This window comes from Bacteroidota bacterium (genome assembly GCA_025059945.1).
Lineage (GTDB): Bacteria > Bacteroidota > Rhodothermia > JANXDC01 > JANXDC01 > JANXDC01.
The window spans coordinates 49016-74793 of record JANXDC010000012.1; the positions used below are offsets into that span (position 1 = coordinate 49016).

The following is a 25778-nucleotide window of genomic DNA, read 5'->3' on the forward strand; positions in this document are numbered from 1 at the left end:
AGGCACGTGGACGCGCGCGCGTACGCAGAGGAAATTCAAGCCGTTTGGACGCAGAAGCTCATCGGCGAGGCGCTCACCTACGACGATGTGCTGCTGGTGCCGGATCGCTCGGCGGTCATGCCGCGCGAAACGGACGTTTCCGTGCAGCTGACCCCTGAGATTCGGTTGAACATCCCGATCCTGAGCGCGGCCATGGATACGGTCACGGAGGCCGACTTGGCCATCGCGCTTGCCCGCGAGGGGGGTATGGGGGTGATTCACAGGAACCTTTCGATCGCGGAGCAGGCCGAGCAGGTCCGGCGCGTCAAGCGCAGCGAATCGGGCATGATCGTCGATCCCGTCACCTTAGGGCCGGAGGATACGGTTCGCCGTGCCCGCGAGCTTATGGCCCGCTATCATATCGGGGGGATCCCCGTCGTGGAGGGAGACCGTCTAGTGGGGATCGTCACGAACCGGGATTTGCGCTTTCAGCCCAGCGCGGATCTACCCCTGCGACAGATCATGACCCCTATGCCGCTTGTCACCGCTCCGGTGGGCACGACCCTGGAGCAAGCCGAACGTATCCTGCAGGAGCACAAGATCGAAAAACTGCCCGTTGTGGACGAGGCCGGCCGGCTTGTGGGGCTCATCACGTTCAAGGACATCCAGAAGAAGAAGCGCTTTCCGAACGCCTGCAAGGACCCTCTGGGGCGTCTTCGCGTCGGGGCCGCTGTGGGCGTGGCCCGCGACACCTTGGAGCGCGTGGCCGCTCTGGTGGAGGCCGGCGTAGATCTTATCACCGTGGACACGGCCCACGGGCATTCGGAGGGCGTGCTTCGGATGGTGCGCCAAATCAAGGCGGCCTTCCCCCAGGTGCCTCTCATGGCGGGCAACGTCGCCACCGCCCAGGGAGCGATCGATCTCATCGAGGCCGGAGCGGATGTGGTGAAGGTGGGCGTGGGGCCGGGTTCGATTTGCACCACGCGCATCGTCACGGGCGTGGGGGTGCCGCAGCTGTCGGCCGTCTTGGAGGCCGCAGCCGCCGCGCGCGCCCACGGTGTGGCCATCGTGGCCGACGGGGGCATCCGATATACGGGCGACATCGCCAAAGCCCTCGCAGCCGGCGCGACGGCCGTGATGATCGGTAGCCTCTTTGCCGGAACCGAGGAAAGCCCAGGCGAGACGATCCTCTATGAGGGTCGCAAGTTCAAGGCTTATCGGGGCATGGGCTCCCTGGACGCGATGCGCGCCGGAAGCTCCGACCGCTACTTTCAGGACGCCGAGGACGATCTGCACAAGCTCGTACCCGAAGGCATCGAAGGCCGTGTGCCCTACAAGGGGACCCTGAGCGAGGTCGTCTACCAGATGATCGGAGGGTTGCGGGCCGCCATGGGATACTGCGGCTGCGCCACGGTGGCGGAGCTGCAACAGCGGGCCCGTTTTGTGCGCATTACGGCCGCTGGATGGCGCGAAAGCCATCCCCACAGCGTGATCATCACCAAAGAAGCCCCGAACTACTACCTGCGATAGGAGATCCTGAGCGTGTCCGGTGCGCGCGTAGACCGAATCCAGGCCCTGCTGCAAGAGCGCGGAGCAGAGGCCGTTTTGCTCACGCATCTGCCCCACATCCGCTGGGCGGTGGGCTTTACGGGCTCTAACGCGCTGCTGTTGATAGGGCGCGCGGAGGCTCACTTTCTCTCTGACCGGCGCTACGAGACCCAAGCACGGGAGCAAGTCCGGGGGGCGTATGTGCACACCCCCGGTTACCAGCTTGTCGAATACCTGCTCGAGGCGGGTCTACTAGCCCCCTACCGGCAGGTGCTGCTTCAAAGCGAGCACCTGACGGTGGCGCAACTCGAGGAGCTGCGTGCTAAATTGCCTCAGGTGGAGTGGGTGCCCGTTTCGGGCTTGCTAGATCGGGAGACGGCCGTAAAAGATGCAGAGGAGCTAGATGCCATCCGGCAAGCCGTGGCGATCACGGATCGCGTCTTCTCGGAGATCCTGGAATTTGTGCGGCCGGGGGTGACGGAGCGCGAGCTGGCCGCCGAGATCACCTACCGTCAGCTGCGCTATGGGGCCGACACGACGAGCTTTGAGCCCATCGTGGCCTCCGGACCCCGTTCGGCCCTACCCCATGCTCGCGCCTCGGATCGCATCTTGCGCCCGGGTGACGTCGTGGTACTGGACTTCGGCTGCGTCTACGGGGGCTATTGTTCCGACATGACCCGGACGGTTTCCGTGGGGCGGCCCGAGGATGCGGAGTTTGCGCGCGTCTACGAGATCGTACGCGAGGCGCAGATGCGCGCCTTGGAGGCGGCCCGAGCGGGGATGCAGAGCCGAGAGCTCGACGCTGTCGCGCGCCGCATTATCGAATCCCAGGGCTACGGATCTTACTTCGGCCATGGCCTGGGTCATGGCGTGGGCTTGGAGATACACGAGTACCCAAAGGTGTCGTTCTTAGCCGATTACGAGCTTCCGGCGGGCTCTGTGGTCACGATCGAACCCGGCATATACCTGCCCGGTCGCTTCGGGGTGCGCATAGAGGACATGGTCGTGCTTAGCGCAGACGGCGCGGAGGTGCTGACGCGCTCCCCCAAAGAGCTCCTGCAGGTCGGATGAGCGCACCCGGATTGCTGGTCCTGGCCTACTACTTTCCCCCGATGGGCTTAAGTGGGGTGCAGCGGACGCTGAAGTTCGTCAAGTACTGGGCGGACTTCGGCTGGCGCCCTATAGTGATCACGGTCGAGCCCGGCGGCTATTTCGCCTTCGATGAGACGCTGCTCGAAGAGCTCGAGGGCCGCGCCGTGGAGGTGCGGCGCGTGCCCTCCTGGGATCCGACGCGTCTTTTCGGATCCCGCACCGTCGTGCAGATGCCGGAACGCCGTCGGGCGCGCTGGAGCCGCTGGAGCCAGTGGCTTTTTGTGCCGGATAACAAAATAGGCTGGCTATGGCCCGCTGAGCAGGAGGCCGAGGCGCTGATCCGACAGGGGAAGGTGGCGGCGATCTACAGCACGGCCCCTCCTTATACGGCGCACTTGGTGGGGTTGCGCCTAAAGCGGCGCTTTCCGCACCTGCCCTGGGTGGCGGATTTCCGGGATGATTGGGTGGGCAACCCCCGTCACGTCTACCCCACCGCCTTGCATCGGGCCCTGCAGGAGCGCTTTGAGGCCGAGGTGCTGGCCTGGTCGGATCTGGTCTTTACGATTAACCGCCGCATCAAGGAGTCCCTGATCGCCCGGTATCCAGAAAGACGGCGTCTGGATTACGCCCGGATTCGGATCGTGCCGCAGGGTTTCGACCCTGAGGATTTTCGCGTCGCACCGGAGGCGCGCACAGATGAGCGGTTTCAGCTGCTCTACACGGGGGCCTTTTACGACCGGCAGACCCCGGAGCCCTTTCTGCGCGCGCTCGCCCGCTGGCTGCAGGAGCATCCAGAGCGCCGCCAGCGCATCTGGGCGCGCTTTATCGGCCTCTGGCCCGCAGAGTATACGGAGCTCGTCGAGCGCCTGGGGCTTGCGGACGTGGCGCAGATCGAACCCTATCGGCCTCATCGGGAGGTGATAGCGGCTCAGCGCGCCGCGGATGTGCTGTGGTTGATCATCGGGCGTTACCCCGGGGCAGAGGCCATATCCACGGGCAAGCTTTACGAATACTTCGGCTCGGGCAAGCCGATTTTGGCCCTGCTTCCCCCCGAAGGCATAGCGGCGCGCGATTTAGCCCGCTACGGGGCGGCTGAGGTGGTCGATCCCGAAGACCTAGAGGGGGCTGTGCAGGCCCTGGAGCGGCTTTTCCTAGCCTGGGAGGCGGGCCGGCTGCCCAGCCCCGATCCCCGCTTGATCGCCGAGTTTGACCGCCGTCGATGGGCGGAGCGCACGGCCCGGTGGATGCTTGAGCTATTGCACGTCGAAGAGCAGGTCCATCCCGCGATGCGCTATGCTTAAGGTGGGGCTTACGGGCGGGATCGGAAGCGGCAAATCCACCGTGGCCCAGTGGCTGGCCCAGGCGGGGGTGCCGGTGCTGGAAGCCGACCAGGTGGCGCGGGAGCTTCTGGAACGCGACCCCGAGCTGCGCGCTGCGCTCTGCGCTTGGCTGGGCCCGCGGGCCTATGGCTCTGACGGTTCTTTGAACCGCGCCTGGATCGCGGAGCGGGTCTTCTCGGACCGGGAGGCCTTGGCCCGCCTCAACAGCTTGGTTCATCCCCGGGTGCTCGAGCGAGCGCGCGCTTGGATTCGGGAGCGCGCCCTGGAGGGCCAACGGATCGCCGTCGTAGTGGCTGCTCTCCTAGTGGAGTCGGGCCTGGCCCGGGAGCTTGACCGGCTTGTGGTCGTGGCCGCCGATGAGGCTGAGCGCATACGACGCGTCATGGTCCGGGACGGGGTTGATGAGGAGGCCGTGCGCGCGCGCATGCGGCATCAGCGCCCACAGGAGGCCCTGATCCGAGAAGCCGATTACGTGCTCTGGAATACGGGTACGCTTCAAGCGCTACGGACCGCCACGGAACGGCTGCTGGCTTGGCTGCGGGCCCAGCTTTCGGATCAGGTCCGGGAGGCCGCCTCGGGCTCCTCCTGAGGGCGTTCCTCTTCCGAAACCGCCATCCGCCGCAGCATCGCGTAGCCCATAAGCCCGCTTAGCAGGGAGGCGAGCAAAATCCCGAATTTGGATCGCTCCAGGAGCTCTCCTTCGCCGAAGGCCAGCCCGCTGATGAAAAGCGACATGGTAAAGCCGATCCCCGCCAGGCAGGAGGCCCCGTATAAGTAGCGCAGCACCTCGGGCTTCCAGGGAAGAAGCGTCAGGCCGGCGCGCACAAGCAGGGCACTAGAGCCGAAGATCCCGATCTGCTTGCCCAGGAAAAGCCCCAGCACGATACCCCAGGTGAGGCTGGAGTCCCAGGCCTCCTGAATCGCCTCTAGATTGATCGTGACGCCGGCGTTGGCGAAGGCGAAAAGGGGCATGATCCCAAAAGCCACATACGGATGCAGTTTGTGCTCCAGCCGGTGTAGCGGGGATTCGGCGGCTACGATTACGTCTTCTAGCTGATTTAAGGCGGTCTCCCGCAGCTCTTTTTGCTCCTCGGCCGAGATCTCCGTAAGCGACTTGCGAAACAGCAGCACCCCTTCCTCGGCTAGCCGCAGCGCATCGGGCAGTTTGATCAGGCGCGTTGCGGGGACAGCGAAGCCCAGCAACACGCCGGCGATCGTGGCGTGCACCCCGGACTTGAGCATGGCCACCCAAAGCACGAAGCCAAGCAATAGGTAAGGTCCGAGCGTGTGCACGTTGCGCAAGTTGAGCGCGACAAGGCCCGCCAAGCAGAGCGCGGCCACTCCGAGCGCTGACCAGTTAAGCGTGCTCGTGTAAAAGATCGCGATCACGAGCACCGCGATCAGGTCATCGACCACGGCTAACGACAGCAGAAAGATCTTAAGCCAGCTGGGGATGCGTCGACCTAGAAGCGCTAGCACCCCGACGGCGAAGGCGATATCCGTGGCCATCGGAATAGCCCAGCCGCGTTCGTATGGCGTGCCGGCGTTGAGGCTCATAAACAGCAGCGCGGGCACGAGCGCCCCTCCCACGGCGGCCGTCACGGGCAGCATGGCCTGCCGGGGATTGGAAAGCTCCCCGAAGCGCAGCTCACGCTTGATCTCCAAGCCGATGAGCAGGAAGAAGATGGCCATGAGCCCGTCGTTGATCCAGAGCAGTAGGGGCTTATCGATCAACACGGGCCCGAAGCCCAGGCGAATCGGCACGTGCAAAAGCGCCTGATAGGCGCCCGCTAGGGGGCTGTTGGCGGCGATCAAGGCCAAAACCGTGGCCAAGATCAGCAGAAGGCCCGAGGCCGCCTCATGCTCCAAAAATTCCTGAAGCGGCGAACGGGGGCGTTCCCCCTGACGGGTGAAAAGCAACATCACGCTTTGCCCATTATCATGGCGCGTTCGTCCATTGACGGGCCTCTGCACGGGCCTGGGATGGACTAAGGATGGCCAAAAAAACCATCCCGATCACCAAAAAAACAAGCAAAGACAAGATGGCCGCCCGAGAGGAACCTGTCGCGGTGCGCACGAGGGCGAACCAGAGGGGCCCCCAGATGGCCGAGAAGCGCGAGAAGACCGTGTAGAATCCGAAAAACTGGGCGCTAGCCTGAGGGGGGATGATCTGGCTGTATAAAGACCGGCTGAGCGCCTGACTGCCGCCCAAGACCAGGCCAACCATCAGGCCCAAGCCCAGAAAGCCCGGCGCGTACCCGGAGGGCAGCAGGTAGGCGCCCAAGATGATGAGCACCCACACGGCCAGGCTCAAAAGCAACGCCGGCTTTGTGTTCCAGCGCTCTCCCAGAAGTCCAAAGAGCCGAGATCCGCCGTAGGCCACAAACTGCACGACAAGAAAGGTGCCCATGATCGCGCTGGGTTCTAGCTTCAGCTCCCCGGCTCCGTAGGCGGAGGCCATGGCGATCGTGCTCTGAATGGCGTCGTCGTAGAACATAAACGCCACCAGAAACAGCAGCAGGGAGGGAGCTCGAGGCAGGCGCCTGAGCGTGTCCCGTACCTGCCTCCAGCCCGCTTTAACGTAGGCACCCCAGCTGGGCTCAGGGGCGGTCCCGAGGGCGTTGGATTCGGGTAGTTCTAGCAGAGGCCACAAAGAAAAGACGGCCCACCAAAGCCCGGCCATGAGCAGGGCGAGCCGAACGGCCTCTTCCGTCTGCAGGCCAAACCAAGTCGGCTGCGATACGAGCACAAGAGCGCAGGCGAACTGCAGCCCCCCGCCCAGATAGCCCATGGCGTATCCGCGGGCTGAGACGCGGTCGTGGTGGTGGCGCGTCAGATGCGGCAGAAAGGCGTCATAGAAGACGTTAGCCGAGATAAAGCAAATCTGAGCCAACGCGTATAGGCCAAGGGTCAGCCCCACGCGTCCGGCTTGAGCGAAGAAAAGCAGGGAGGCGAAAAGGCTTCCGGCGTAGGCGAAGCCCATCAAGAAGGCCTTCTTGCGGCCCGATAGATCGGCCACCGCTCCCAGGAAAGGCGCCAACAGAAAGGCCACTAGCGAGGCCGCGCCCGTCGCCAGCCCCCACAGGGCCTCGCCGGACCAGATGAGGCCCAGGGCGCGCACGCCCTCCGGAGGCACGACAACCTGCACGAAGTAGGCCGGCAGCAGCGCGGCCGCCGTCGTGGTCACGTAGGCCGAGTTGGCCCAGTCGTACATGGCCCAGGCCCAAATGGCCCGGCGCCGCGATCCCAAGGGCATCGCTTAGCGCGACTCCAATCCGGCCGGAACGCCGGACAACTCCAGGGGAGGTAGCGTCCGCTGTCGGCGGAGCAGAAAGTGATCGAACCAGTCCATCATGCGCAGGCTATAATCCAGGCGGGCTGCGGAGCGCACCAGCCCATGTCCCTCGCCGGGGTAGAGCAGAAGCCGCACGGGGACCTCCGGCCGTCGCACCTTAAGATGCCGGTAAAGCTCCAGAGATTGGCTGGGATGTACGCGCGTATCTTCGGCCCCATGCAGGATCAACAGCGGCGTGCGGGCTTGATCTACGTGGTATATGGGGCTGCGGCGCAGGTAATCGAGCCACTTGCTGTCGCTTTCCCAGAAGCGCGTGCGCGAGTGCACCAGGTACAGCTCGTTCGGAATGTCGCTTGTGCCCCACTTAGAGAGGTTGTTGCTGATGCCCACGAACATCACACCGGCCGCAAACCGATCCGAGTAGCGCGTGCTCATCCAGGCCGTGGCGTATCCCCCGTAGGAGCCGCCCGTAACGCCCACGCGTGCCGGATCCACGATGCCTTGGGCGATGAGGTAATCGACTCCGTCGACGATGTCGTCGAATTCCTTTCCGGCCAAGTCGGCTTGGCTGCTCATGGCGAAGGCCAGGCCTCGGCCCGTGGAGCCGCGATAGTTGGGATAGAAGACCGCATAGCCACGCCCCGTGGCCATCTGGCCAGGCATGGAGTAAGTCGTCAGCCAGCCGTTGGAGTAGTGCGCCTCCGGACCGCCGTGCACGACTACGATAAGCGGCACCCTGCGACCGGGCTCGTAGCCTACGGGCAGCATCAAGATGCCCTCGATCTCGTAGGCGCCGTCGCGCGTTCGATATCGCACCACGCGCTGCTCGCCCAGGCGCACCTGGGCAAGCCAGGGGTTGTGCTCGGTAAGGCGTTCCGGCTGCGCCGTGCCCGGCCTCCAAAGGTAAAGCTCGCTGGGATGCCGAGCCGTGTTGCCCACCAGCGCCACTAGGCCACTAGAGGCGCGATCGAAGCTCATCCAATTGGCCAAGCCCGGCGCGACGAGGTAGCGAAAACCGCTTCCGTCGGCCCGGATCGTGGCGAGGGCCTTTTCTACTCCTACGCTTACGAGCACGTACAGAAGTTCGGGCTCAGCCCATAGGATCTGCTCGAACTGCCCCTCGAAGTCGCGCCACACGTTCCGGGGCCGGGCGCCCTCTTGGACCTCGACGATCATGAGCCGCCCATCGATGGGATCATGCAGGTGATCGGCGGCTTTGAGTGCCAGCCGGCGCCCGTCGGGGCTCCAGTGGATGGAGCCGATTTTGCCCTCATTGGCTATTTGAAGCAGGACCTGTCCGGTCTCGGCGTCGAATACGTGCACGCGCTGGGCCATGTACATGTCATCGACCAACGGCGTGGGGGCTACCGAGGCGGCTATTCGCCGGCCATCCGGGCTCCAGGCCAGAAGGTAATACGACCCCCTTACGGCCAACGGCACGGAGCGAGCCGAGCGCACATCGTGCACGAAGGCCAGGCGTTGCGGCTGGGCCTCTTCATAAAAGATCGGTCGCACGGGCAAGAGCGTTCCGGGTCCATCTATGCGCTCTGGCGCGATAAAGGCCAAGCGCTCCCCGTCAGGCGCCCACTGGTAATCCGATATGGCCGTCTCATGGCGCAGAAGGCGTCGGGGTTCGGCGCCCTCCCGCAGGGGGAGCTCATAGAGACTGCGCGGCTCGTTGGGCTCTATAGAGGCTAAGAACGTGACCGTGCCCGCGCCGGGTCGGAAGGCGATCGAAGAGACGTTGGCCTGCGTGAAGCTGCCGATCACCCGGCCGGCTCTCAGGTCCCACACGAACAGGTGTGTCGCCGCCGGGCGGTTTTCCCGCATCGGATCGGCGGGCACCGATACCCCATAGGCTATGTAGCGACCGTCGGGCGAAATGACCGCGGCGTTCACCATCTGGAGTCTAGCTACCTCAAGAGGCGAAAGGCCCCTTCGCTCTTGGGCCCATATCGAAAGCGGCAGCAAAGAGAGCAGGATCCATCGCCAAGCGCGCATGGCGGTGTCCTCCGAGTTAGCGGCTGATTTCGTAACGCAGCGGGATATCCGGTCCGGGAGGGATGCCCAAAAAGACCCACAAGGCCAGCGTGGCCGTCATGGCCAGCAGGAAGGCGATCGAGTACGGCAGCATAAGGGCGATGAGCGTGCCGATGCCGGCGGAGCGCTCATAGCGCAGCGCGAAGGTCAGAATGAGCGGAAAGTAGGGCAGCAGGGGGGTGATGATGTTCGTGGCCGAATCGCCCACGCGATAGGCCATCTGCACCAGTTCCGGCGAGAAGCCCAGCAGCATGAACATGGGCACGAAGATGGGGGCCAGAAGGGCCCATTTGGCGCTGGCGCTGCCGATAAAGAGGTTGACGAAGGCCGTAACGAGGATCAAGCCCACAAGCAGGGGCACCTGACCCAGGCCCAAGCCTTTGAGGAGCTCAGCCCCCTTGATGGCCAAAATGGCGCCCAGGTTGGACCAGTTGAAGACGGCGATAAAGTGCGCCGCCGCGAAAGCGAGCACGATGTAGAGGGCCATATCGGACATGGCCTCAGCGGACATGCGCACGGCGTCGCGGTCGCTTCTGATGCGCCCGGTGGCGATGCCATAGGCCAGGCCGGGGATGAGAAAACAGAAGAACATAATGGCCACGATGCTCCCGTAGAAGGGGGCTAGCGATCCGTCCTCGCCCCGAAGCGGCGCCCCCGGGGGCAGCACGAGCAAGCCCACGAGGGCCAGTACGAGCAGAAGCGCCAGGCCGGCCCAACGCAGGCCCCGCCGCTCCTCAGGGCTGAGCGCGGCCGACAGCTCGGCCACCTCGGCCTGGCCTCGGTACGGGCCCAGACGAGGCTCTACGATCCATTCCGTGACGGCCATCCCGACAAGCGTCAGCAGCGGCGTTAAGGCGACGATGAAGTAGTAGTTGGCCGTCTCCCGTACCGTGTAGCGGGGATCGATCAATTGGGCTGCGGACTGCGTAAAGCCCGCTAGCAGTGGATCCAGGGAAGTCAGAAACAAGTTGGCCGAAAAAGCGCCCGAAACACCGGCGAAGGCCGCGGCCAGTCCGGCCAGGGGATGGCGCCCGGCGGCCCAGAAAACGAACGCGCCCAGGGGGATGACGACCACGTAGCCGGCGTCCACGGCCAGCGAGGACATGATGCCCACGAACACCACCGCTGCCGACAGCAGCTTGGCCGGCACGCGTCGGAGCACCCCCCGAAGGGCGGCCGCGATCAGGCCCGTTTTGTCGGCGATCCCGATGCCGAGCATGACCACAAGGACCAGGCCCAGAGGCGGAAAGCCCGCGAAGGTGCGCGGCATCTCCGTAAGCAGCCGGCGTATAAGCTCAGCTGACAGGAGGTTTTGCGCGCGGATCATCTCACCCGTGCCCGGGTGCTTGGCCTCTACGCCCAGAGAGGCCAAGAGGGCCGATAGCCCCACGACAAGGCCGATGAGGATCAGAAAAAGGCTTACCGGATCGGGCAGGGCGTTGCCGGTGCGTTCGATCCAGGCTAGCCAGCCTCTGGAACGCGGACGCGTAGGATTCATGCCAGTCTCCGGTGTAAGCGGGTCGCGAAATGATACGGCCCCATCGAGTACGGCGCAACCTGGCCAAGCGAATCAGAAGCGCCAGTGCAGGGTCAGCCGACCCGTCCAGCTATCCCGGGCCCCCGGGCTGAGTCGGGTGCGGTAGAAGTTGAGAATCAGGTTCACCTCGGGGGCTATCGTCCAATCTACGCCGGCGATGGCGTACTCCAGTCGGGATCGCCGCCCCTGTAGGGAGCGCTGCACGAGATCAGCCCGCGCCAGAATCGCGATCGGCTCGCTTATGCGGCGCGCCCCGAACAGGCTGATTCCCCAAAGGCGGTCATCCGGATCGCGGGGGCGCTCAAAGCGATGCGCAAACAGCTCCAGGCCCGCTCGCTGCAGGGCCCCCACGTAGCCCACGTATCCGGCCCATGTCCAGAGTCGCCTATCCTCTTGATAGCGCCCGTAGTCGGCGTAAAGCGTGAGCACGGGCCCGGACTGAGCTTGCCAGGCTAGGCGGCCGTATAGGCGCTTGAACTTGTCCTGCTCGTGTCGGACTCCATTGTTGTTGCCGAACATGAGCCAGTAGGAGAGCGCGCCCTTGGCGCCCAGGGGTCCACGAACAGACAGGCCGAAGTCCCGAGTGGAGGCGACGCGGTTGAAGTCTAAAATCGTGCGCTCTAGGCTCCTGTAACCCCAGCCCTCCTCCGGGGCCTCGAAGGCCGGCGTTGGGGAGATGCCCGCGATCAGCTGGTGCCGGCCTAGGGCAAAGCGCAGATATAGGTCCTTTACAAAAGGTCCGGGCCGGCCGTCGGTCGTAAAAGACCGATCGTCGACCTCCAACCGGACCCGTCCATCCAGGCTCGCCCGGGCGTTCCAGTCCGCCGTCAGATACAGGCGTCGGAACGCGAACCCGTTTTGACCCCGCTGCGCGCGCTCCGGGCTGGCCAGGATGTAGTAGTAGTCGGCATACCAGAGGCCGCTCCAGCGCAGGCGGCTTTGGGCTTTAAGGGGCGGGGCGCACAGCAGGAGCGCCCAGGCGACCAGGATCAAGCGAGCGAGCATGAGCTCCCCCTTTGGCTATAGGGTCTTACCTGTCTGCGGAGCGGGACTCCGCGCGTTGGGCTCGATAGCGCCGCACGGCCTGCAGGTGTTCGGCGTATGTGCGGGAGAAGGTGTGCGTGCCATCGCCGTTGGAGACGAAGAAGAAGTACCGATGCTCCTCCGGATAAAGGGCGGCCAGGATCGAGGAGGGGCTGGGATTGGTGATGGGACCAGGGGGCAGGCCGGGGTATAGATACGTGTTATATGGGTGGATTACGCGATAGTCGCGCACCGAAAGCCGTTGATGCCGTTTGTTGAGCGCGTATTGCACCGTGGGGTCGGCCTGTAGGGGCCAACCTCGGCGAAGCCGGTTCCAATAGACCCCTGCGATGCGGGGCTGTTCTCGCTCTACTTGCGCCTCCCATTCGATGATGGAGGCCAAAGTGAGGACCTCCTCTTCGCGTAGACCCAGCGCATCGGCGCGTCGGCGCAGGGAATCGACGAAAAAGCTCCGAAACTGGGCCACACAGCGCCGGATAAGCGCCTCAGGCGAAGTCGTCCAGTACACGTTGTAGGTCTCCGGAAACAGATAGCCAAAGATGCGCGTCGTATCCAGCCCTAGGGAGGCGCAGAAGGCCGAATCCCGCAAGGCGCGCAAAAAATCTTCAGGCCGGAAGGCCAACTGCGCACCCAGAAGCGCCGCAAGTCGATCTTGGGTCATGCCAGGAGGGATGGTGACGTCGAGCGGCGTCTGCAGCCCCTTGCGCAAAAGCCCCAAAAGTTCCAGGTGCGTCAACGAGGAGCGCAGCACGTAGCGGCCCGGCTTGATCTGTCGGTCCCAGCCCGTAATGAGGGCGATCCAGCGGAAAGTTCGGGCCTCCCGTAAGATGCCTGCCCGATGGAGGCTGTCGACCACCGCCGCAAACGGTTGATCCGGATACACGTATATCACGCGCTCCTCGGGAAAGTCCGGTGTGGCGGGATGCAGAAGCAGGTATCCGATGCCGGCCCCGGAGGCGAGCAAGAGCAATAGCCCCACAAGCGCCCAATGCGCATGTCCTTTAGCCATCGTGCGATTCCCGCTCTAGCCGACGCGACTCGTCGATGATGCGCTCATAGAGCCGGCGCACCGCCTCAGCCGAGAGGGGGCCCGGGTTATGTTGCACGACGTTGCGCATGACCTCGGCCTCCCGCTCCGGGGTGTACAGGGGCAGGCCTAGGCGTTTTTTCAGGGCCCCGATCTGGCAGGCGCAGCGGGCCCGCTCGTTGAGCAGCTGTAGGATTTCAAGGTCCAGCGCGTCGATGCGCCGACGCCAGTCCTCCATGGCTTGCCAAAGTGATTCGGGCGATTCCGAGCCAGACAGCGTAGAATTCATAGCGGAACCGTGGCCTGAGGGGCTAAGGAAAGCGGGCTCTGATGGCCTTGACGCAACTTAAGGTAGCCGGCCATCGCGATCATGGCCGCGTTGTCCGTGCAAAAGGCCGGCCGGGGGACGTAAAGACGCCAGCTTCGTTCGGCCGCCACCTCCTGGAGCCGACGGCGCAGGGCGCGGTTGGCCGCCACGCCCCCGGAGAGCACCACATGACGGTCTCCGGTCCGTTCGGCCGCTCGCAAAAGGGGCTCCAGGAGGGCCTCGACGACGGCCGTCTGAAAGGATGCGGCCAGATCGGCCAGATGCTCTTGGCGAAGCCGGGTGCGCTCCGGATCCGGAAGACGCTTAAGGGCGTGAAGCACCGCGGTCTTAAGCCCGCTGAAGCTGTAATCCAGCGACGGGCCCAGATTGGGCCGGGGAAGGCGCAGAAATCGCGGATCGCCTTCTGCCGCAAGCCGCTCGATCGCCGGTCCGCCGGGATATTCGAGCCCCAACAGCTTGGCCACCTTATCAAGGGCCTCCCCGGCCGCGTCGTCGCGCGTCTGACCTAAGGTGCGATGCCGAAAGGGGGCCTCAACGCGCACCAAAGCGGTATGCCCCCCGGAGACCACCAAGCACAAAAAGGGAAACGGCGGGGGCTCGGGCTCCAGAAAAATCGCGTAAATGTGCCCCTCTAGGTGGTGCACGCCCACAAGCGGAATCCCCAAAGCGGAGGCCAGAGCCTTGGCGAAGCTCGTCCCCACGAGCAAAGACCCGATCAGGCCAGGCCCGTAGGTGACGGCTACGGCCGTCAGATCCGCCTTGCGGATTTGGGCCTCCGCAAGAGCGCGTTCAACCACGGGCACGATCCGGCGCAGGTGCGCCCGGGAGGCCAGCTCCGGCACCACTCCGCCGTAGGGGCGATGGTCGAGCTGAGAGCTCACCACGTGCGCGGCCAACCGGCCCTCGATGAGCACGGCCGCGGCCGTCTCGTCGCAGGAGCTTTCGATGCCCAAGATCACCCGATCCGGGGCGACGTCGTGGGCTTGACTTACCGAGAACATTTTTCTATACTGTCGACGTAAAAGTACAGGCCAAACCAAGCGTGGAGCAAAACCGATGCGGCGGTTCTGTGGAATGGTGCTCCTGCTCCTGTGGTTGAGCTTGAACGTGCAGACGGCTCAGGCTCAGTTGCGTGCCCACCTGCCCGCAGCGTCAGGGGTGCGCCTGTTCCAACCCACTTGGCTAAGCCCGGAGCGCTTCCAGATGCGCCACAGCTACGAGTTGTCCGTCTCCTCCCTCGGCGGACAAGCCCTGGCGCTGGGCCTGTACACGAACACACTGCTCTGGTATCCGACCGAGAAACTGAGCGCGCGCCTGGATATAGGGCTGCTGCACACTCCCTTCGGGACCGGCGCCTTCCAGGGGGTCTTCGGAGGTCGTCAGTCGTATGCGCGGCTGTTCCTGCAGGGCGCAGAACTCACCTACCGCCCCTCGGAACAGACGCTTTTGCGTTTGAGCCTACAGCAATTCCCCGGTCCGATGGGGTGGAGCTGGTATAGCCCGTATTATTACGGATACTGGCCGGATTGGGGCCGGGAGCCGTGGTTGCGTAACTGAGCTGTTGAAAATGACATCGCCCGCGGCCCGGCCCGAACAAAAGCCGGGCCGCGTTGTTTTTTGCCCCGACGGGCTCACACGGTGTACCTTGACAATAGCCCATGTCCGGTCGACCTCGGATTGCATGGCTCTGGGACGGCGCCATCTTGCTACTGGGCGCGCTGCTGATCCTTTTGCTCTACGCGGCGCTCGCCCGTCAGGTGGTGCCTCGCGTGCTTCCTGAGCGCCCCGAACCCCATGCCGGGTTGTTCGGCGCGGTCATCCAGCTCGAGGTGCGCAACGGAACCGGGGTGCCGCGTCTGGCTCAGCGCGTGACGGAGTACCTGCAGGAGCGCGGCTTTGACGTGGTCGAATACGGCAACCACGACCGCTTCGACGTGCCGGAGACCCTGGTTATCAGCCGTACGGGGGATCAAGAGGCCGCTCGCCGCGTGGCCGTGGCTTTAGGCCTGGACCCCGAACGGGTGCTGCGACAGCCCGATCCCCAGGCTTACTTGGATGTGACCGTGATCTTGGGGGCTGACTATAGAACGCTTAAACCCATGCGAGAGGGATATGGCATCCTTCCATAAGCAGTCTATTGCCGAGCCGCGCCGCCGTCGGCGTCTTGCCGCTGCGTCCGGTTACGCCCTGAGCCGACGGATCGCGGAGGCGATGCTCACCAAAAAAGCCGAAGACGTCGTCATCCTAGACCTGCGCGGACTTACCGATGTGGTCGATTATTTCGTGATCGGCTCCGGATCCTCCGATTTGCAGGTCAAAGCCATCGCCGATGCCATTGAGGAGGAAGTGCACAAGCACCTAGGCGAAAAACCCTGGCACATCGAGGGATACAGCAATCGGCAGTGGGTGCTGTTGGATTACGTCAACGTAGTAGCGCACGTCTTTTACGCCCCTGTTCGGGCGTACTACAATCTGGAGCGCATCTGGGGGGACGCCCCCGTGGAGCGTGTCCGGGAATCTCCCACGGCGCGCGAGCCAAACCCATGAGGCTGAGCTGGGGTCTTGCGATGATGTTTTGGGTAGCCTGTGCTGCACCCCATCCCCGGCCAAAGGGGGCGTCCCCCTCCACAGAGGGGGGCTTCCCACAGCCGTGGCTGCAGCTTACGCCGCCGGATAGCGCTTTGCAGTACACCTTCAGCCGGGCCAAGGTCGAATCCCTGCAGGTGCGCATCGCATATCAGCCCGTCGCCCGAGCTGAGGTGTTGGTCTGGGGTTATCTGCCAGACGGTTGCACGGAGCTACATGAGGTGCGGCAGGTCCGCCAGGGCGCGCGCATCGAGGTCGAGTTGCTCACGCGCCGCCCCGTGGGGGTACTGTGCACGCAAGCCATCCGTCCGTTTCGCTATTACGTTTTCCTGCCCGATGCGCTCTCTCCCGGACGCTACGAGTTAGTTGTAAACGGCTACATAGCTCGCTTTGAGGTACGTTAACCCGCCTGAAGGAGGGGCTATCGCCATGGTTGTGGTCATGGAACCCGGTGCCACTGAGGCCCAAATCGAACAGGTTATCGCCCGGCTGCACGCCTTCGGTTTCGATGTGCACCGATCAAGCGGCGTAAACCAGACCGTGCTAGGGGCCATCGGGGTGCAGCCGGACTTCGACATCCGACAGGTCAAGGTCCTCGAGGGGGTTGCCGAGGTATACCGGGTCACCACCCCGTATAAGTTCGCCAGTCGAGCTTGGAAACGCGAAAACTCCGTTTATGAAGTCGCTGGCGTCCGCATCGGGGGCCCGGAGGTGGTGATCATGGCCGGCCCCTGCTCCATAGAGTCTGAGGAGCAGATCTTCCAGACGGCCGCCTTCGTGGCCGAGCACGGGGCTGCGTTTCTGCGCGGAGGCGCCTTCAAGCCCCGCACTTCTCCCTACGCTTTTCAGGGGCTCGGGGAGACGGGGCTGCGGCTTATGCGGCAGGCCTGTGATTGCTATGGCCTGGGCATGATCACGGAGGTTTTGGACGTATCTCAGGTGGAGCTTGTGGGACGCTACACGGATATCTTTCAGGTGGGGGCCCGAAACATGCAGAACTTCCCCCTGCTGCGGGAGCTGGGGCGGACCGACAAGCCGGTCTTCCTGAAAAGAGGGCTGGCCGCCACCATCGAAGAGTGGCTCATGGCCGCCGAGTACATCATGGCCAGCGGCAATCCGCGCGTGATCCTGTGCGAGCGAGGGATTCGCACCTTCGAGACGGCCACGCGCAACACGTTGGACCTAAGCGCTATTCCGACGGTACAGAAATTAAGCCACCTCCCTGTGTTCGCTGACCCCAGTCACGGGACGGGTCTTCGGGACCGCGTGCTGCCCATGGCCCGAGCCGCCGTGGCGGCCGGCGCCGATGGACTCCTGATCGAGGTTCATCCAAGGCCCGAAGAAGCCAAATCCGATGGCCCTCAGTCCCTCTATCCGGAACAGTTTGCCGAGCTCATGCGGCAGGTCCGGCTGATCGCGGAGGCCATCGGACGCAGCGTGGCTGCGCATGCCGCCTCGATAGGGCGCCCCTAGCCGTCGTGTTGCGCCCGAACCCTCCCAGGCGTATGTTTGCCGCAGATCGGGAAGGCGGGGGGAAGCAGATAAGGAGCCCGTCAAGATGTGTGGCATCGTTGCATACGTAGGCCGCCGGGAGGCCGCTCCCATCTTGCTTCAGGGGCTGCGCCGGCTTGAGTACCGCGGCTACGATTCAGCTGGGATCGCGACCCTGTACGGGGGTGAGCTACACCTTCTCAAAACGCGGGGCAAAGTCGAGGACCTGCTTGCCCGCCTAAACGGTCGCAGCCTACCAGGCCAGATCGGGATCGCCCACACCCGCTGGGCCACGCATGGGGAGCCTAGCGACGTAAATGCTCACCCGCATACGGACATGCGCGCGCGTCTGGCGCTGATCCATAATGGGATCATCGAGAACTACGCCGCCCTACGCACAGAGCTCGAACGAGTGGGCTGTGTTTTTCGCAGCCAAACGGACACCGAGGTCCTGGCCCATCTGATCGGAGCCCTCTGGACGGACTGTGACCTGGAGACGGCCGTCCGGCGCGCCCTAAGCCTTGTGGTGGGGGCCTATGGGCTGGCCATCATCTCCCCGGAGGAGCCCGATACCCTGATCGTGGCCCGCAAGGGCAGCCCGCTCATCCTCGGTATCGGGGAGGGGGAGTACATCGTGGCCTCCGACGCGAGCGCCATCATAGAGCATACACGTCGGGTGATTTACCTGGAAGATGGCGAGATGGCCGTCATCCGGCCTACGGGCTACCTGGTCAAAGACATCCAGAATACAGAGCGCACTAAGCAGATCTGCACCATCGAATGGAGCCTGGAGCAGATCGAGCGGGGCGGCTATGCGCACTTTATGCTCAAGGAGATCTTCGAGCAGCCTAGTTCGCTTGAGAACACGCTGCGAGGCCGTATCCGTCCGGGCCAAGCCGAGGTGCAGCTCGGGGGCTTGATTTCCGTGCGGGATCGGCTCTTTCGGGCCCGTCGTATGGTGCTTGTAGGCTGCGGGACCTCCTGGCATGCGGGCCTGGTGGGGGAGTACCTGATTGAATCCTTGGCGCGCATTCCCGTAGAGGTGGAGTACGCCTCCGAGTTTCGCTACCGCGATCCAATCCTGTATCCGGATGACGTGGTCATCGCCATCAGCCAAAGCGGCGAGACGGCCGATACGCTGGCCGCTGTTCGGGAGGCCAAGGCGCGCGGGGCGCTCGTGTTAGGCGTCTGCAACGTAGTGGGCTCCTCGATCGCACGCGAGACCGAAGCGGGCGTGTACCTGCACGCCGGGCCCGAGATCGGAGTAGCCTCCACGAAGGCGTTCACCTCGCAGGTGGCCGTGCTGGCCATGATCGCCTTGTTATTGGCCAAGGGCCGCACGCTCACCGAGGCCGAGGTGTTGGCCTATGTGGAGGAGCTTACGCAGATCCCGGAGAAGATCCGACGTATTCTCCAACTGCGCCCTGTCATTCAGGAGCTGGCCTATGAGTATAAGGACGCCACGAACTTCCTCTACCTTGGACGCGGGCCCAACTTCCCCGTCGCCCTCGAGGGGGCCCTTAAGCTGAAGGAGATCTCCTACATTCACGCCGAGGGTTACCCGGCCGCCGAGATGAAACACGGGCCCATCGCCCTGATTGACGAGAACATGCCCGTTGTCTTCATCGCGCTACACGACGGGACCTACGAGAAGATCCTAAGCAACATCCAGGAGGTGCGCGCCCGTCAGGGTCGGGTGATCGCGATCACGGATGAACAGGACCCGGCGCTTGCCCAACTGGCCTCGCATATTGTGCAGATCCCGCGCACCCTGGAGCTCTTTACCCCGCTACTGGCCGTGGTGCCGCTGCAGCTGTTGGCTTATGAGATCGCCGTGCTGCGGGGCTGCGACGTGGATAAACCCCGCAACCTGGCCAAAAGCGTAACGGTCGAGTAGGCCTCGCGGAAATTTGCTTTTCGCCGCTCGCGTCGTATATTGCGCCCACGCGTATCGTTTGGGGGATTCCATGGCCCGTATCGCCTTGCTCAATCAAAAAGGGGGTGTAGGCAAGACCACAACGACCTTTAACGTAGGCTCGGCCCTGGCGCGTCGCGGGTTTCGGGTCCTGCTAGTAGACCTGGACCCTCAGGCCCATCTGACGTATCATGCCGGCATACCGGCCCACGAGCTGGAGCTGACCCTACTGGAAGTGCTCACAGGGGAGGCCACGCTTTCGGAGGTCGTCTGCTTACGCAATGAGCATCTGCATCTGGTGCCGGCTAATCTGGCCCTTTCGCGCGCCCAGAAGGTCCTCTCGGAACCTGGAGCCGAATTTGCGCTCAAAGAAGCCCTCGATGGCCACGACGGCTACGATTTCGTACTCATGGACTGCCCGCCCCAGCTGGGAATTCTGAGCGTCAACGCTCTGGTCGCCGCCACCGGAATCCTGGTGCCCGTATATCCGGAGTTTCTCTCACTAGCCGGGCTCTCTCAGCTGCTACAGACAACCGAGATCGTGACGCGGCGTCTCAATCCACGCCTAAAGCTTTCGGGCATTCTGATTACGAATTTTGATCAGCGCAAAAATCTGCATCATGAGGCCGCACAAAGCCTGCGGGAACGATTCCCTGAGCTGCTGTTTCGGACCTTTATCCGCACCAACGTCGCGCTGGCCGAAGCCCCCAGCTACGGACAGAGTATCTTCGAGTATGCCCCCAATTCGATCGGGGCACAGGATTACGAGGCGCTGACCGTGGAGTTTTTGGAGCGCCTGCAGCCCAAGGAGATGCGCTATGATCCGAAGCCGCTCGGGACCGCGTCTGGCCACCAACCCGCTTGATTGGATGCCCCGGCATCAGCGGGCGGTCGAGGCGGTGCTTGCCTCGGCCTGGGCTGAGCCCTCCAATCAGCAGACGGCGAATCGGCGCTCGAAGCAGGACCCCTTGAGCTGGATAGGGGCTGGAGCGGCTTATCCTCTTGAGCAGATCCTACCCGAGCGAGCCCCCGTAAAGACGCGCTCCGAATGGGTTCGGCGCACTTATCGGCTTCCCGTAGAGGTCGCCGATGCCCTGCAGCGATACGCGCAGGAACGGCGAATCGGGGTTAGCGAAGCGCTTGTTCAAGCACTTACCCGCTTTCTCTCTTAAGGTACCGTAACGGGTCTCGTCACGTTTTTACGCCACCTCGGGGACTCTGTGGCCGCCCGGGCGTGGTTTCGTCTTGGTGCCCTTTTTGCTTTATGGGAGCCGGAAGAGAGGCTTGGCTATGGAAGCCCACCGGCCCGATCCAAGCGCTGCTGAGCAAGGGCGCATCGAGCACCCCCCCGCGGATTCCATCCCGTGCGATTCCGAGTGGCTAGAGCGGCTCGAACAAGCTGAGGCGGATGCGGACATACTGCTGCCGGAGGGCATAATCGAGGTGCCCCGGCAGATCCGGCGCCACAAGGGGTTACGCCTACGCGGGCAGGGCCTGGAGCGTACGATCCTGCGCAGTCGCGGTGGTGAGGCGCTCCTGCTACTCTCGGGGGGGGCGTTTGTGCTACAGGACCTCACGCTTGAATATGCCGGAGAGGCCAATGCGGATGTGGTCACAATAGATAACGGCTCGCTGCACATGGAGCGGGTGCGAGTCCGGGGGGGCATATGGGCGGATTTTCAAAAGCGGGGGGGGAGCGGGCTCTACGTGGCGGGTTCCGCTCAGCTCACGGCTCACGATGTGGAAGTGGGCCCTAACGATTGGCATGGGATCGAGCTAGCGGGTCGGGCGGAGGCCAGGTTATTGGCCGTCTACGCGCACCATAACCGGCGCAGCGGGGTGGCCTTCACCGAGCGCAGCCAAGGGCAAGTGGAGGCGCTCAAGTCCGAGGAGAATGAATTCGCTGGCATAGCCGTACACGATGCAGCGCAGCTGCAGCTTACGCAGAGCCACTGCACCCGAAATGGGTATGCCGGGATCGCCTTGCAGAGCTCCGGCTCCTGCATCGTGCAGGAGAACGTGGCCGCCCACAATGGGCGACACGGCATCTTCATCGCTGAAGCCAACTCGGCCGTTGTGGAACGCAACCACTGTCTGCACAATCAGGGATCGGGAATACTGATCGCGGGTCGGGCTCAGCCCGTGGTGCTTGAGAACCGCTGCGAGCAGAATAAGAAAAACGGCATCGCCGTTGTGCGGTATGCCAAGCCTGCTCGGATCGGGCGCAACCGGTGTGTGTCCAACGGTCTGCATGGTCTGCTGTGCGCGCACCAGGCTCTGGTCTTCGCCGAAGAAAACGAGCTGCGGGAGAACGGAGCCTCCGGCTTATGCGCGGCCGAGGAGGTCCGCTTAGTGGCGGAACGGAATCGGATAGAGGGCAACGCCCGGGAGGGCATCCTGCTGCTAGGAGGGGCGCAGGCCGAACTGCTGCACAACCGGATCCACCGAAGCGGTCGGCACGGCCTCTGGGCCGCAAACCGCTCTCGGGTTCGGATAGGAGGAGGTCGAGTGGGAGCCTCCGGGGGCGTCGGGGTGCTCTGCACACAGGCTGCGGCGGCGCTTGTGGAGGATCTCGAAGTGCTCCAGAACCAGCGAGGAGGGCTATGGGCGGAGCACGAGGCCTCGGTGGAGGCGCGCCATGTCGTCTTCCGGGGCAACGGCGGGCCGGGCTGCGGTGCGGGCGGCCGCGCCCGTCTTATGTTGGAGCACGTTACCAGCGCCGAGAATGGCCAAAACGGACTTTTGCTCACCGATCAGGCCCGGGCCCGCTTGCATCGGGGGCTTTTGGAGCGTAACGCCCTCAGTGGGGCGGTCGCATACGGGGGCGCCTGGTTTGAGATCTCCGAAACCCGCCTGGCCGAAAACCAAAACCATGGGCTGCTTCTGACCGAGCAAGCCACGACGCGAGCTCGGGATTTGGTATGCGAGCACAACGCGGGAACGGGCATCTACTTGACCGGACAAGCCGGAGGGGAGGTTTGGGGGTGTCGCTGCACAGGCAATCGCAACGGGATCTGGGTTGATCCCGCGGTGCGCGCAAGGCTATGGGAAAACACTTGCGAGGCCAATCGCCGCCTCAACCTCCGGGACCGGCGCTGGGAGGCCCGCTGGGCGCGCTGGCTCTGGGCAGTGGTGGGGCTCATCGGCTTGCTTGGCTTGTTAAGCATCCTGGGATTTTGACGGCCAAGGCTCGCTCCGGGACCGGATGGCGATTTGTAACCTTTTTGTATCTGGCCTCGTAAGCGGTGGCGCGCTCTGGCCCTGGCGCGTACCTTATCGCATCGCGTTTGTTTGCGGAAGGAGGTCGGCCATGCGGCGCACACGGGGGCATCTCGTAGTAGCGGTAACCTGTTTGGTCCTATCTGCCACTCAGGTCGATGCGCAAAGGGATCGTCGAACGCAGCAAGGCGCACCCCCGGCTCCGGCGATCGACTTGGCGGCGCTAAATAAGCTGCCCTGGCGGCTCATCGGACCCCATCGAGGGGGGCGTGTGGTCGCGGTCACAGGGGATCCCGCCGATCGGCTCACCTTTTACTTTGGCGCCACAGGCGGGGGCGTCTGGAAGACCACAGACGGGGGCTATACATGGCGCAACATTTCAGACGGCTTCTTTAAAACGGGATCCGTCGGGGCCATTGAGGTCGCCCCCTCCGATCCGAACGTGATCTACGTCGGCATGGGAGAATCCTGCATCCGGGGCAACGTATCCCATGGCGACGGGGTCTACAAGTCCACCGACGCCGGCAAAACGTGGCGGCATCTGGGCCTAGCCGAAACGCGACACATCGCCCGGGTGCGCGTACATCCCCAAAACCCCGATATCGTTTACGTGGCCGCCTTCGGACACGCCTTCGGGCCCAACCCGGAACGCGGCGTTTACCGGTCCAAGGACGGCGGCAAGAGCTGGGAGCGTGTGCTGTATCGCAATGAGCGCACGGGCGCAATCGATCTGGTCATCAATCCGAAAAACCCTCGGATCCTGTATGCCGCCCTCTGGGAGGCCCAGCGGTATCCGTGGACGTTCGTAAGCGGTGGCCCCGGTTCGGGGATCTTTAAATCCACCGACGGGGGGGACACCTGGGTGGAGATCACCAACAACCCCGGTCTGCCTCGGGGGCTAAAGGGCAGAATCGGGCTGGCCGTGAGCCCGGCCAACCCAGATCGCGTCTGGGCCCTCATCGAGGCCGAGGGGGAGGGCAAAGGGCTGTACCGGTCCGATGACGCGGGGGCTACCTGGCGTCGCGTCAACAACGATCCGCCGCTTTTGCAGCGGCCCTGGTATTACATGCACGTCTACGCCGATTCGCAAAACCCCGACGTGGTCTACGTGCTCAACGTGGGCTTTTGGAAATCCACCGACGGAGGACGCTCTTTTTCCCAAATTCGGGTGCCCCATGGGGACTGTCATGACCTCTGGATCGACCCTGCTGACCCGAAGCGCATGATCAACGGCAACGATGGAGGGGCCTGTGTCTCCTATGACGGGGGGCAGACCTGGTCCTCCATTTACAACCAGCCCACGGCGCAGTTTTATCATGTGACTACGGACAACCAGTTTCCGTATCGCGTCTACGGAGCGCAGCAGGACAACTCCACGATTTCGGTGCCCAGTCGTTCCGATGAGGGCAGTATCACACAGGCCGACTGGTACGAAGTAGGTGGGGGGGAGTCGGGCTATATCGCCGTGCGGCCTGATGACCCGAATGTGGTTTTCGCCGGCAGCTACGGTGGGCTGCTTACCCGCTATGATCACCGGACCAAGCAGGTGCGAAACATCACCGTCTGGCCCGATAATCCCATGGGCGCCGGGGTCAAGGACATGAAGTATCGCTTTCAGTGGACGTTCCCGATCGTGATCTCCCCCCATGATCCAAACGTGCTCTACGTGACGGCCCAAGTGGTCCTCCGATCCACCAACGAGGGCCACTCTTGGGAGCCGATCAGCCCGGATCTTACGCGCAACGACACGACCAAGATGGGGCCCTCCGGAGGTCCGATCACCAAGGATAACACGGGCGTGGAATATTACGGGACGATCTTCGCCTTCGCCGAATCGCCCGTACAGCGGGGCGTTCTGTGGGCCGGCTCCGATGACGGGCTCATCCACGTTTCCCGAGATGGGGGCAAGACGTGGCAGAACGTGACCCCACCGGATCTGCCGGAGTGGGCGCTGATCTCCATTATCGAGCCGTCACCGCACGATGCGGGCACAGCTTATGTAGCGGCCACCCGTTATAAGCTGGATGATTTCCGGCCGTACCTGTACAAAACCACCGACTACGGTCGCACCTGGACCCGCATCACGAACGGCATTCCGGATGATGATTTTACCCGCGTCATCCGGGCCGATCCCGTCCGGCGAGGCCTGCTTGTGGCCGGAACCGAAACGGGCATCTACGTCTCCTTTGACGACGGGGGGCGCTGGCACAGGCTGCAGGGCAACCTGCCCGTTGTGCCCATTCACGATCTCGTCATCAAGGACGACGATCTGGTCGTGGGCACGCACGGCCGCTCGTTTTGGATCCTGGATGACTGGGGTATCGTGCGTCAATTTACACCGGAGGTGTTCGCCGCTCCAGCCCACTTGTTTAAACCCGAACGAACAGTCCGCTTCCGGGGCGGAGGCGGTTTCGGCGGCGCTGGCGGGGCGCTTCTAGCCGGCCAGAACCCCCCGAACGGGGCCGTGATCTACTACTACCTAAAGGAACGCCCCCAGGGCGAAGTGGTGCTCACGATCCGCGATGCCCGGGGGCAACTTGTGCGTCGCTTCTCTTCGCGCGCTCCGGAGCGCTCCGAGGGGGCGGCCCCGGGGCCCACGGGAACCGAGGAGATGGGCTTCCCCGGAGGGGGACCGGCGGGTATGATGCGTCTTCCGGCTGAGCCAGGTCTAAATCGCTTTATCTGGAACCTGCGCTATCCGGATGCGCGCACGCTGCCCGGGCTTGTGCTCTGGGCCGGCACCACGGCTGGACCCCTAGCGGTGCCGGGCCTCTACACGGTGGAGCTCTCCGTCGACGGGCGCACGTACACGCAGAGCTTTGAGCTCCTCAAAGACCCCCGCCTGCCCACGACGCAAGAGGAGTTCGAAGAGCAGTTCCGGCTCTATGTGCAGGTTCGGGATAAGCTCTCTGAGACCCACGAGGCTATCCTGCAAATCCGGGATCTGCGGCAGCAGCTGGAGGCTTGGGGACGGCGCGTTCAGGGCCACCCTCGGGCTCAAGAGGTGCAGGGGCTAGCGCGGGAGATCACGGCCAAACTTACGGCCATTGAGGAGGAACTCATTCAAACCCGCATCCGGGCCTCGCAAGATGCGCTCAACTACCCCATTAAGCTCAACAACAAGCTGGCCGCGCTCCTAAACGTGATCCAAAGCGCCGACGCGCGGCCCACTCAGCAGACGTATGAGGTATTCCGGGACCTGAGCGGGCGCGTGGACCGAGAGCTGGCGCGGCTGAGGACGGTTGTCTCGGAGGATCTGCCGCGCTTCAATCGGCTTGTGCGCGACCTGGAGCTCCCCGCCTTACAGACGCGAGTTCCGGCCACGAATAATTAGGGC

At 63.7% G+C, this 25778-nt stretch carries 22 protein-coding genes; 14 read left to right on the forward strand and 8 right to left on the reverse strand.

Translation table 11 applies throughout. From position 1 onward, the window contains the following. Positions 1 to 6 precede the first annotated feature (6 nt). From guaB to coaE, 4 genes are read left to right on the forward strand one after another with little or no spacing between them, the layout of a single operon-like run. Positions 7 to 1509: an IMP dehydrogenase gene (guaB, locus tag NZ993_07240; protein ID MCS7155584.1), complete on the forward strand. Its 1503-nt coding sequence runs from the start codon at positions 7 to 9 to the stop codon at positions 1507 to 1509. 12 nt (positions 1510 to 1521) lie between these two features. Continuing rightward, complete coding sequence (locus NZ993_07245) at positions 1522 to 2598, forward strand: Xaa-Pro peptidase family protein (GenBank protein ID MCS7155585.1); 1077 nt, start codon at positions 1522 to 1524, stop codon at positions 2596 to 2598. After that, positions 2595 to 3920, forward strand: coding sequence for a glycosyl transferase family 1 (locus NZ993_07250; protein MCS7155586.1), 1326 nt, complete (start codon positions 2595 to 2597; stop codon positions 3918 to 3920). Before NZ993_07245 ends, NZ993_07250 begins: the two co-directional genes overlap by 4 nt. Further along, positions 3913 to 4548: a dephospho-CoA kinase gene (coaE, locus tag NZ993_07255; GenBank protein MCS7155587.1), complete on the forward strand. Its 636-nt coding sequence runs from the start codon at positions 3913 to 3915 to the stop codon at positions 4546 to 4548. The genes NZ993_07250 and coaE overlap by 8 nt, the downstream gene beginning before the upstream one ends. On the opposite strand, the gene nhaA is transcribed toward coaE, so the two are convergent. From nhaA to tsaD, 8 genes are all read right to left on the reverse strand, one after another. After that, positions 4515 to 5882: a Na+/H+ antiporter NhaA gene (gene nhaA, locus NZ993_07260; GenBank protein MCS7155588.1), complete on the reverse strand. Its 1368-nt coding sequence runs from the start codon at positions 5880 to 5882 to the stop codon at positions 4515 to 4517. The genes coaE and nhaA overlap by 34 nt on opposite strands. Positions 5883 to 5898: 16 nt before the next feature. Beyond that, positions 5899 to 7215, reverse strand: a complete 1317-nt coding sequence (locus tag NZ993_07265; GenBank protein MCS7155589.1) for an MFS transporter — start codon at positions 7213 to 7215, stop codon at positions 5899 to 5901. A 3-nt stretch (positions 7216 to 7218) separates the two neighbouring features. Then, entirely contained in the window at positions 7219 to 9255 is a 2037-nt protein-coding gene (locus NZ993_07270; GenBank protein MCS7155590.1) for a S9 family peptidase, read from the reverse strand. Positions 9256 to 9271: 16 nt separating this feature from the next. Further along, entirely contained in the window at positions 9272 to 10792 is a 1521-nt protein-coding gene (locus NZ993_07275) for an AbgT family transporter (protein ID MCS7155591.1), read from the reverse strand. A gap of 72 nt (positions 10793 to 10864) precedes the next feature. Beyond that, positions 10865 to 11836, reverse strand: a complete 972-nt coding sequence (locus tag NZ993_07280; protein ID MCS7155592.1) for a hypothetical protein — start codon at positions 11834 to 11836, stop codon at positions 10865 to 10867. A 25-nt stretch (positions 11837 to 11861) separates the two neighbouring features. Further along, the gene (gene mltG / locus NZ993_07285) at positions 11862 to 12884 is read right to left on the reverse strand and encodes an endolytic transglycosylase MltG (protein ID MCS7155593.1); all 1023 of its coding nucleotides are present in this window, start codon (positions 12882 to 12884) and stop codon (positions 11862 to 11864) included. Next, complete coding sequence (pheA, locus tag NZ993_07290) at positions 12877 to 13191, reverse strand: chorismate mutase (GenBank protein ID MCS7155594.1); 315 nt, start codon at positions 13189 to 13191, stop codon at positions 12877 to 12879. The genes mltG and pheA overlap by 8 nt, the downstream gene beginning before the upstream one ends. Continuing rightward, positions 13188 to 14231, reverse strand: a complete 1044-nt coding sequence (gene tsaD / locus NZ993_07295; GenBank protein ID MCS7155595.1) for a tRNA (adenosine(37)-N6)-threonylcarbamoyltransferase complex transferase subunit TsaD — start codon at positions 14229 to 14231, stop codon at positions 13188 to 13190. The genes pheA and tsaD overlap by 4 nt, the downstream gene beginning before the upstream one ends. 55 nt (positions 14232 to 14286) lie before the next feature. On the opposite strand from tsaD, the gene NZ993_07300 reads away from it, so the two are divergent. The 10 genes from NZ993_07300 (at position 14287) to NZ993_07345 (ending at position 25775) form a co-directional block, all read left to right on the forward strand. Continuing rightward, a complete protein-coding gene (locus tag NZ993_07300; protein ID MCS7155596.1) occupies positions 14287 to 14787 on the forward strand; it encodes a hypothetical protein in 501 nt (166 codons plus the stop codon). Between the two features lie 101 nt (positions 14788 to 14888). Next, positions 14889 to 15359, forward strand: a complete 471-nt coding sequence (locus tag NZ993_07305; protein ID MCS7155597.1) for a LytR C-terminal domain-containing protein — start codon at positions 14889 to 14891, stop codon at positions 15357 to 15359. Further along, positions 15343 to 15777, forward strand: coding sequence for a ribosome silencing factor (gene rsfS, locus NZ993_07310; GenBank protein MCS7155598.1), 435 nt, complete (start codon positions 15343 to 15345; stop codon positions 15775 to 15777). The genes NZ993_07305 and rsfS overlap by 17 nt, the downstream gene beginning before the upstream one ends. 20 nt (positions 15778 to 15797) lie before the next feature. Continuing rightward, complete coding sequence (locus tag NZ993_07315) at positions 15798 to 16220, forward strand: hypothetical protein (protein MCS7155599.1); 423 nt, start codon at positions 15798 to 15800, stop codon at positions 16218 to 16220. A gap of 25 nt (positions 16221 to 16245) precedes the next feature. Further along, the gene (aroF, locus tag NZ993_07320; protein ID MCS7155600.1) at positions 16246 to 17289 is read left to right on the forward strand and encodes a 3-deoxy-7-phosphoheptulonate synthase; all 1044 of its coding nucleotides are present in this window, start codon (positions 16246 to 16248) and stop codon (positions 17287 to 17289) included. 85 nt (positions 17290 to 17374) lie between these two features. Beyond that, a complete protein-coding gene (gene glmS, locus NZ993_07325; GenBank protein ID MCS7155601.1) occupies positions 17375 to 19204 on the forward strand; it encodes a glutamine--fructose-6-phosphate transaminase (isomerizing) in 1830 nt (609 codons plus the stop codon). A gap of 70 nt (positions 19205 to 19274) precedes the next feature. Next, the gene (locus tag NZ993_07330; protein MCS7155602.1) at positions 19275 to 20087 is read left to right on the forward strand and encodes a ParA family protein; all 813 of its coding nucleotides are present in this window, start codon (positions 19275 to 19277) and stop codon (positions 20085 to 20087) included. Further along, positions 20041 to 20394, forward strand: a complete 354-nt coding sequence (locus tag NZ993_07335; GenBank protein ID MCS7155603.1) for a hypothetical protein — start codon at positions 20041 to 20043, stop codon at positions 20392 to 20394. The genes NZ993_07330 and NZ993_07335 overlap by 47 nt, the downstream gene beginning before the upstream one ends. Positions 20395 to 20512: 118 nt before the next feature. Further along, positions 20513 to 22402 carry a right-handed parallel beta-helix repeat-containing protein gene (locus NZ993_07340; protein ID MCS7155604.1) on the forward strand — a complete coding sequence of 630 codons (1890 nt, stop codon included), beginning with the start codon at positions 20513 to 20515 and terminating at the stop codon, positions 22400 to 22402. Between the two features lie 130 nt (positions 22403 to 22532). After that, positions 22533 to 25775, forward strand: a complete 3243-nt coding sequence (locus tag NZ993_07345; protein MCS7155605.1) for a glycosyl hydrolase — start codon at positions 22533 to 22535, stop codon at positions 25773 to 25775. Positions 25776 to 25778 lie beyond the last annotated feature (3 nt).

Excerpts from the sequence above, each read along its gene's own strand:
- NZ993_07250 (MCS7155586.1), top strand. The coding sequence starts at position 2,595 with ATGAGCGCACCCGGATTGCTGGTCCTGGCCTACTACTTTCCCCCGATG.
- coaE (MCS7155587.1), top strand. The coding sequence starts at position 3,913 with ATGCTTAAGGTGGGGCTTACGGGCGGGATCGGAAGCGGCAAATCCACC.
- nhaA (MCS7155588.1), bottom strand. The coding sequence starts at position 5,882 with ATGTTGCTTTTCACCCGTCAGGGGGAACGCCCCCGTTCGCCGCTTCAG.
- NZ993_07265 (MCS7155589.1), bottom strand. The coding sequence starts at position 7,215 with ATGCCCTTGGGATCGCGGCGCCGGGCCATTTGGGCCTGGGCCATGTAC.
- NZ993_07270 (MCS7155590.1), bottom strand. The coding sequence starts at position 9,255 with ATGCGCGCTTGGCGATGGATCCTGCTCTCTTTGCTGCCGCTTTCGATA.
- NZ993_07275 (MCS7155591.1), bottom strand. The coding sequence starts at position 10,792 with ATGAATCCTACGCGTCCGCGTTCCAGAGGCTGGCTAGCCTGGATCGAA.
- NZ993_07280 (MCS7155592.1), bottom strand. The coding sequence starts at position 11,836 with ATGCTCGCTCGCTTGATCCTGGTCGCCTGGGCGCTCCTGCTGTGCGCC.
- mltG (MCS7155593.1), bottom strand. The coding sequence starts at position 12,884 with ATGGCTAAAGGACATGCGCATTGGGCGCTTGTGGGGCTATTGCTCTTG.
- pheA (MCS7155594.1), bottom strand. The coding sequence starts at position 13,191 with ATGAATTCTACGCTGTCTGGCTCGGAATCGCCCGAATCACTTTGGCAA.
- tsaD (MCS7155595.1), bottom strand. The coding sequence starts at position 14,231 with ATGTTCTCGGTAAGTCAAGCCCACGACGTCGCCCCGGATCGGGTGATC.
- NZ993_07300 (MCS7155596.1), top strand. The coding sequence starts at position 14,287 with ATGCGGCGGTTCTGTGGAATGGTGCTCCTGCTCCTGTGGTTGAGCTTG.
- NZ993_07305 (MCS7155597.1), top strand. The coding sequence starts at position 14,889 with ATGTCCGGTCGACCTCGGATTGCATGGCTCTGGGACGGCGCCATCTTG.
- rsfS (MCS7155598.1), top strand. The coding sequence starts at position 15,343 with ATGGCATCCTTCCATAAGCAGTCTATTGCCGAGCCGCGCCGCCGTCGG.
- NZ993_07315 (MCS7155599.1), top strand. The coding sequence starts at position 15,798 with ATGATGTTTTGGGTAGCCTGTGCTGCACCCCATCCCCGGCCAAAGGGG.
- aroF (MCS7155600.1), top strand. The coding sequence starts at position 16,246 with ATGGTTGTGGTCATGGAACCCGGTGCCACTGAGGCCCAAATCGAACAG.
- glmS (MCS7155601.1), top strand. The coding sequence starts at position 17,375 with ATGTGTGGCATCGTTGCATACGTAGGCCGCCGGGAGGCCGCTCCCATC.
- NZ993_07330 (MCS7155602.1), top strand. The coding sequence starts at position 19,275 with ATGGCCCGTATCGCCTTGCTCAATCAAAAAGGGGGTGTAGGCAAGACC.
- NZ993_07335 (MCS7155603.1), top strand. The coding sequence starts at position 20,041 with ATGATCCGAAGCCGCTCGGGACCGCGTCTGGCCACCAACCCGCTTGAT.
- NZ993_07340 (MCS7155604.1), top strand. The coding sequence starts at position 20,513 with ATGGAAGCCCACCGGCCCGATCCAAGCGCTGCTGAGCAAGGGCGCATC.
- NZ993_07345 (MCS7155605.1), top strand. The coding sequence starts at position 22,533 with ATGCGGCGCACACGGGGGCATCTCGTAGTAGCGGTAACCTGTTTGGTC.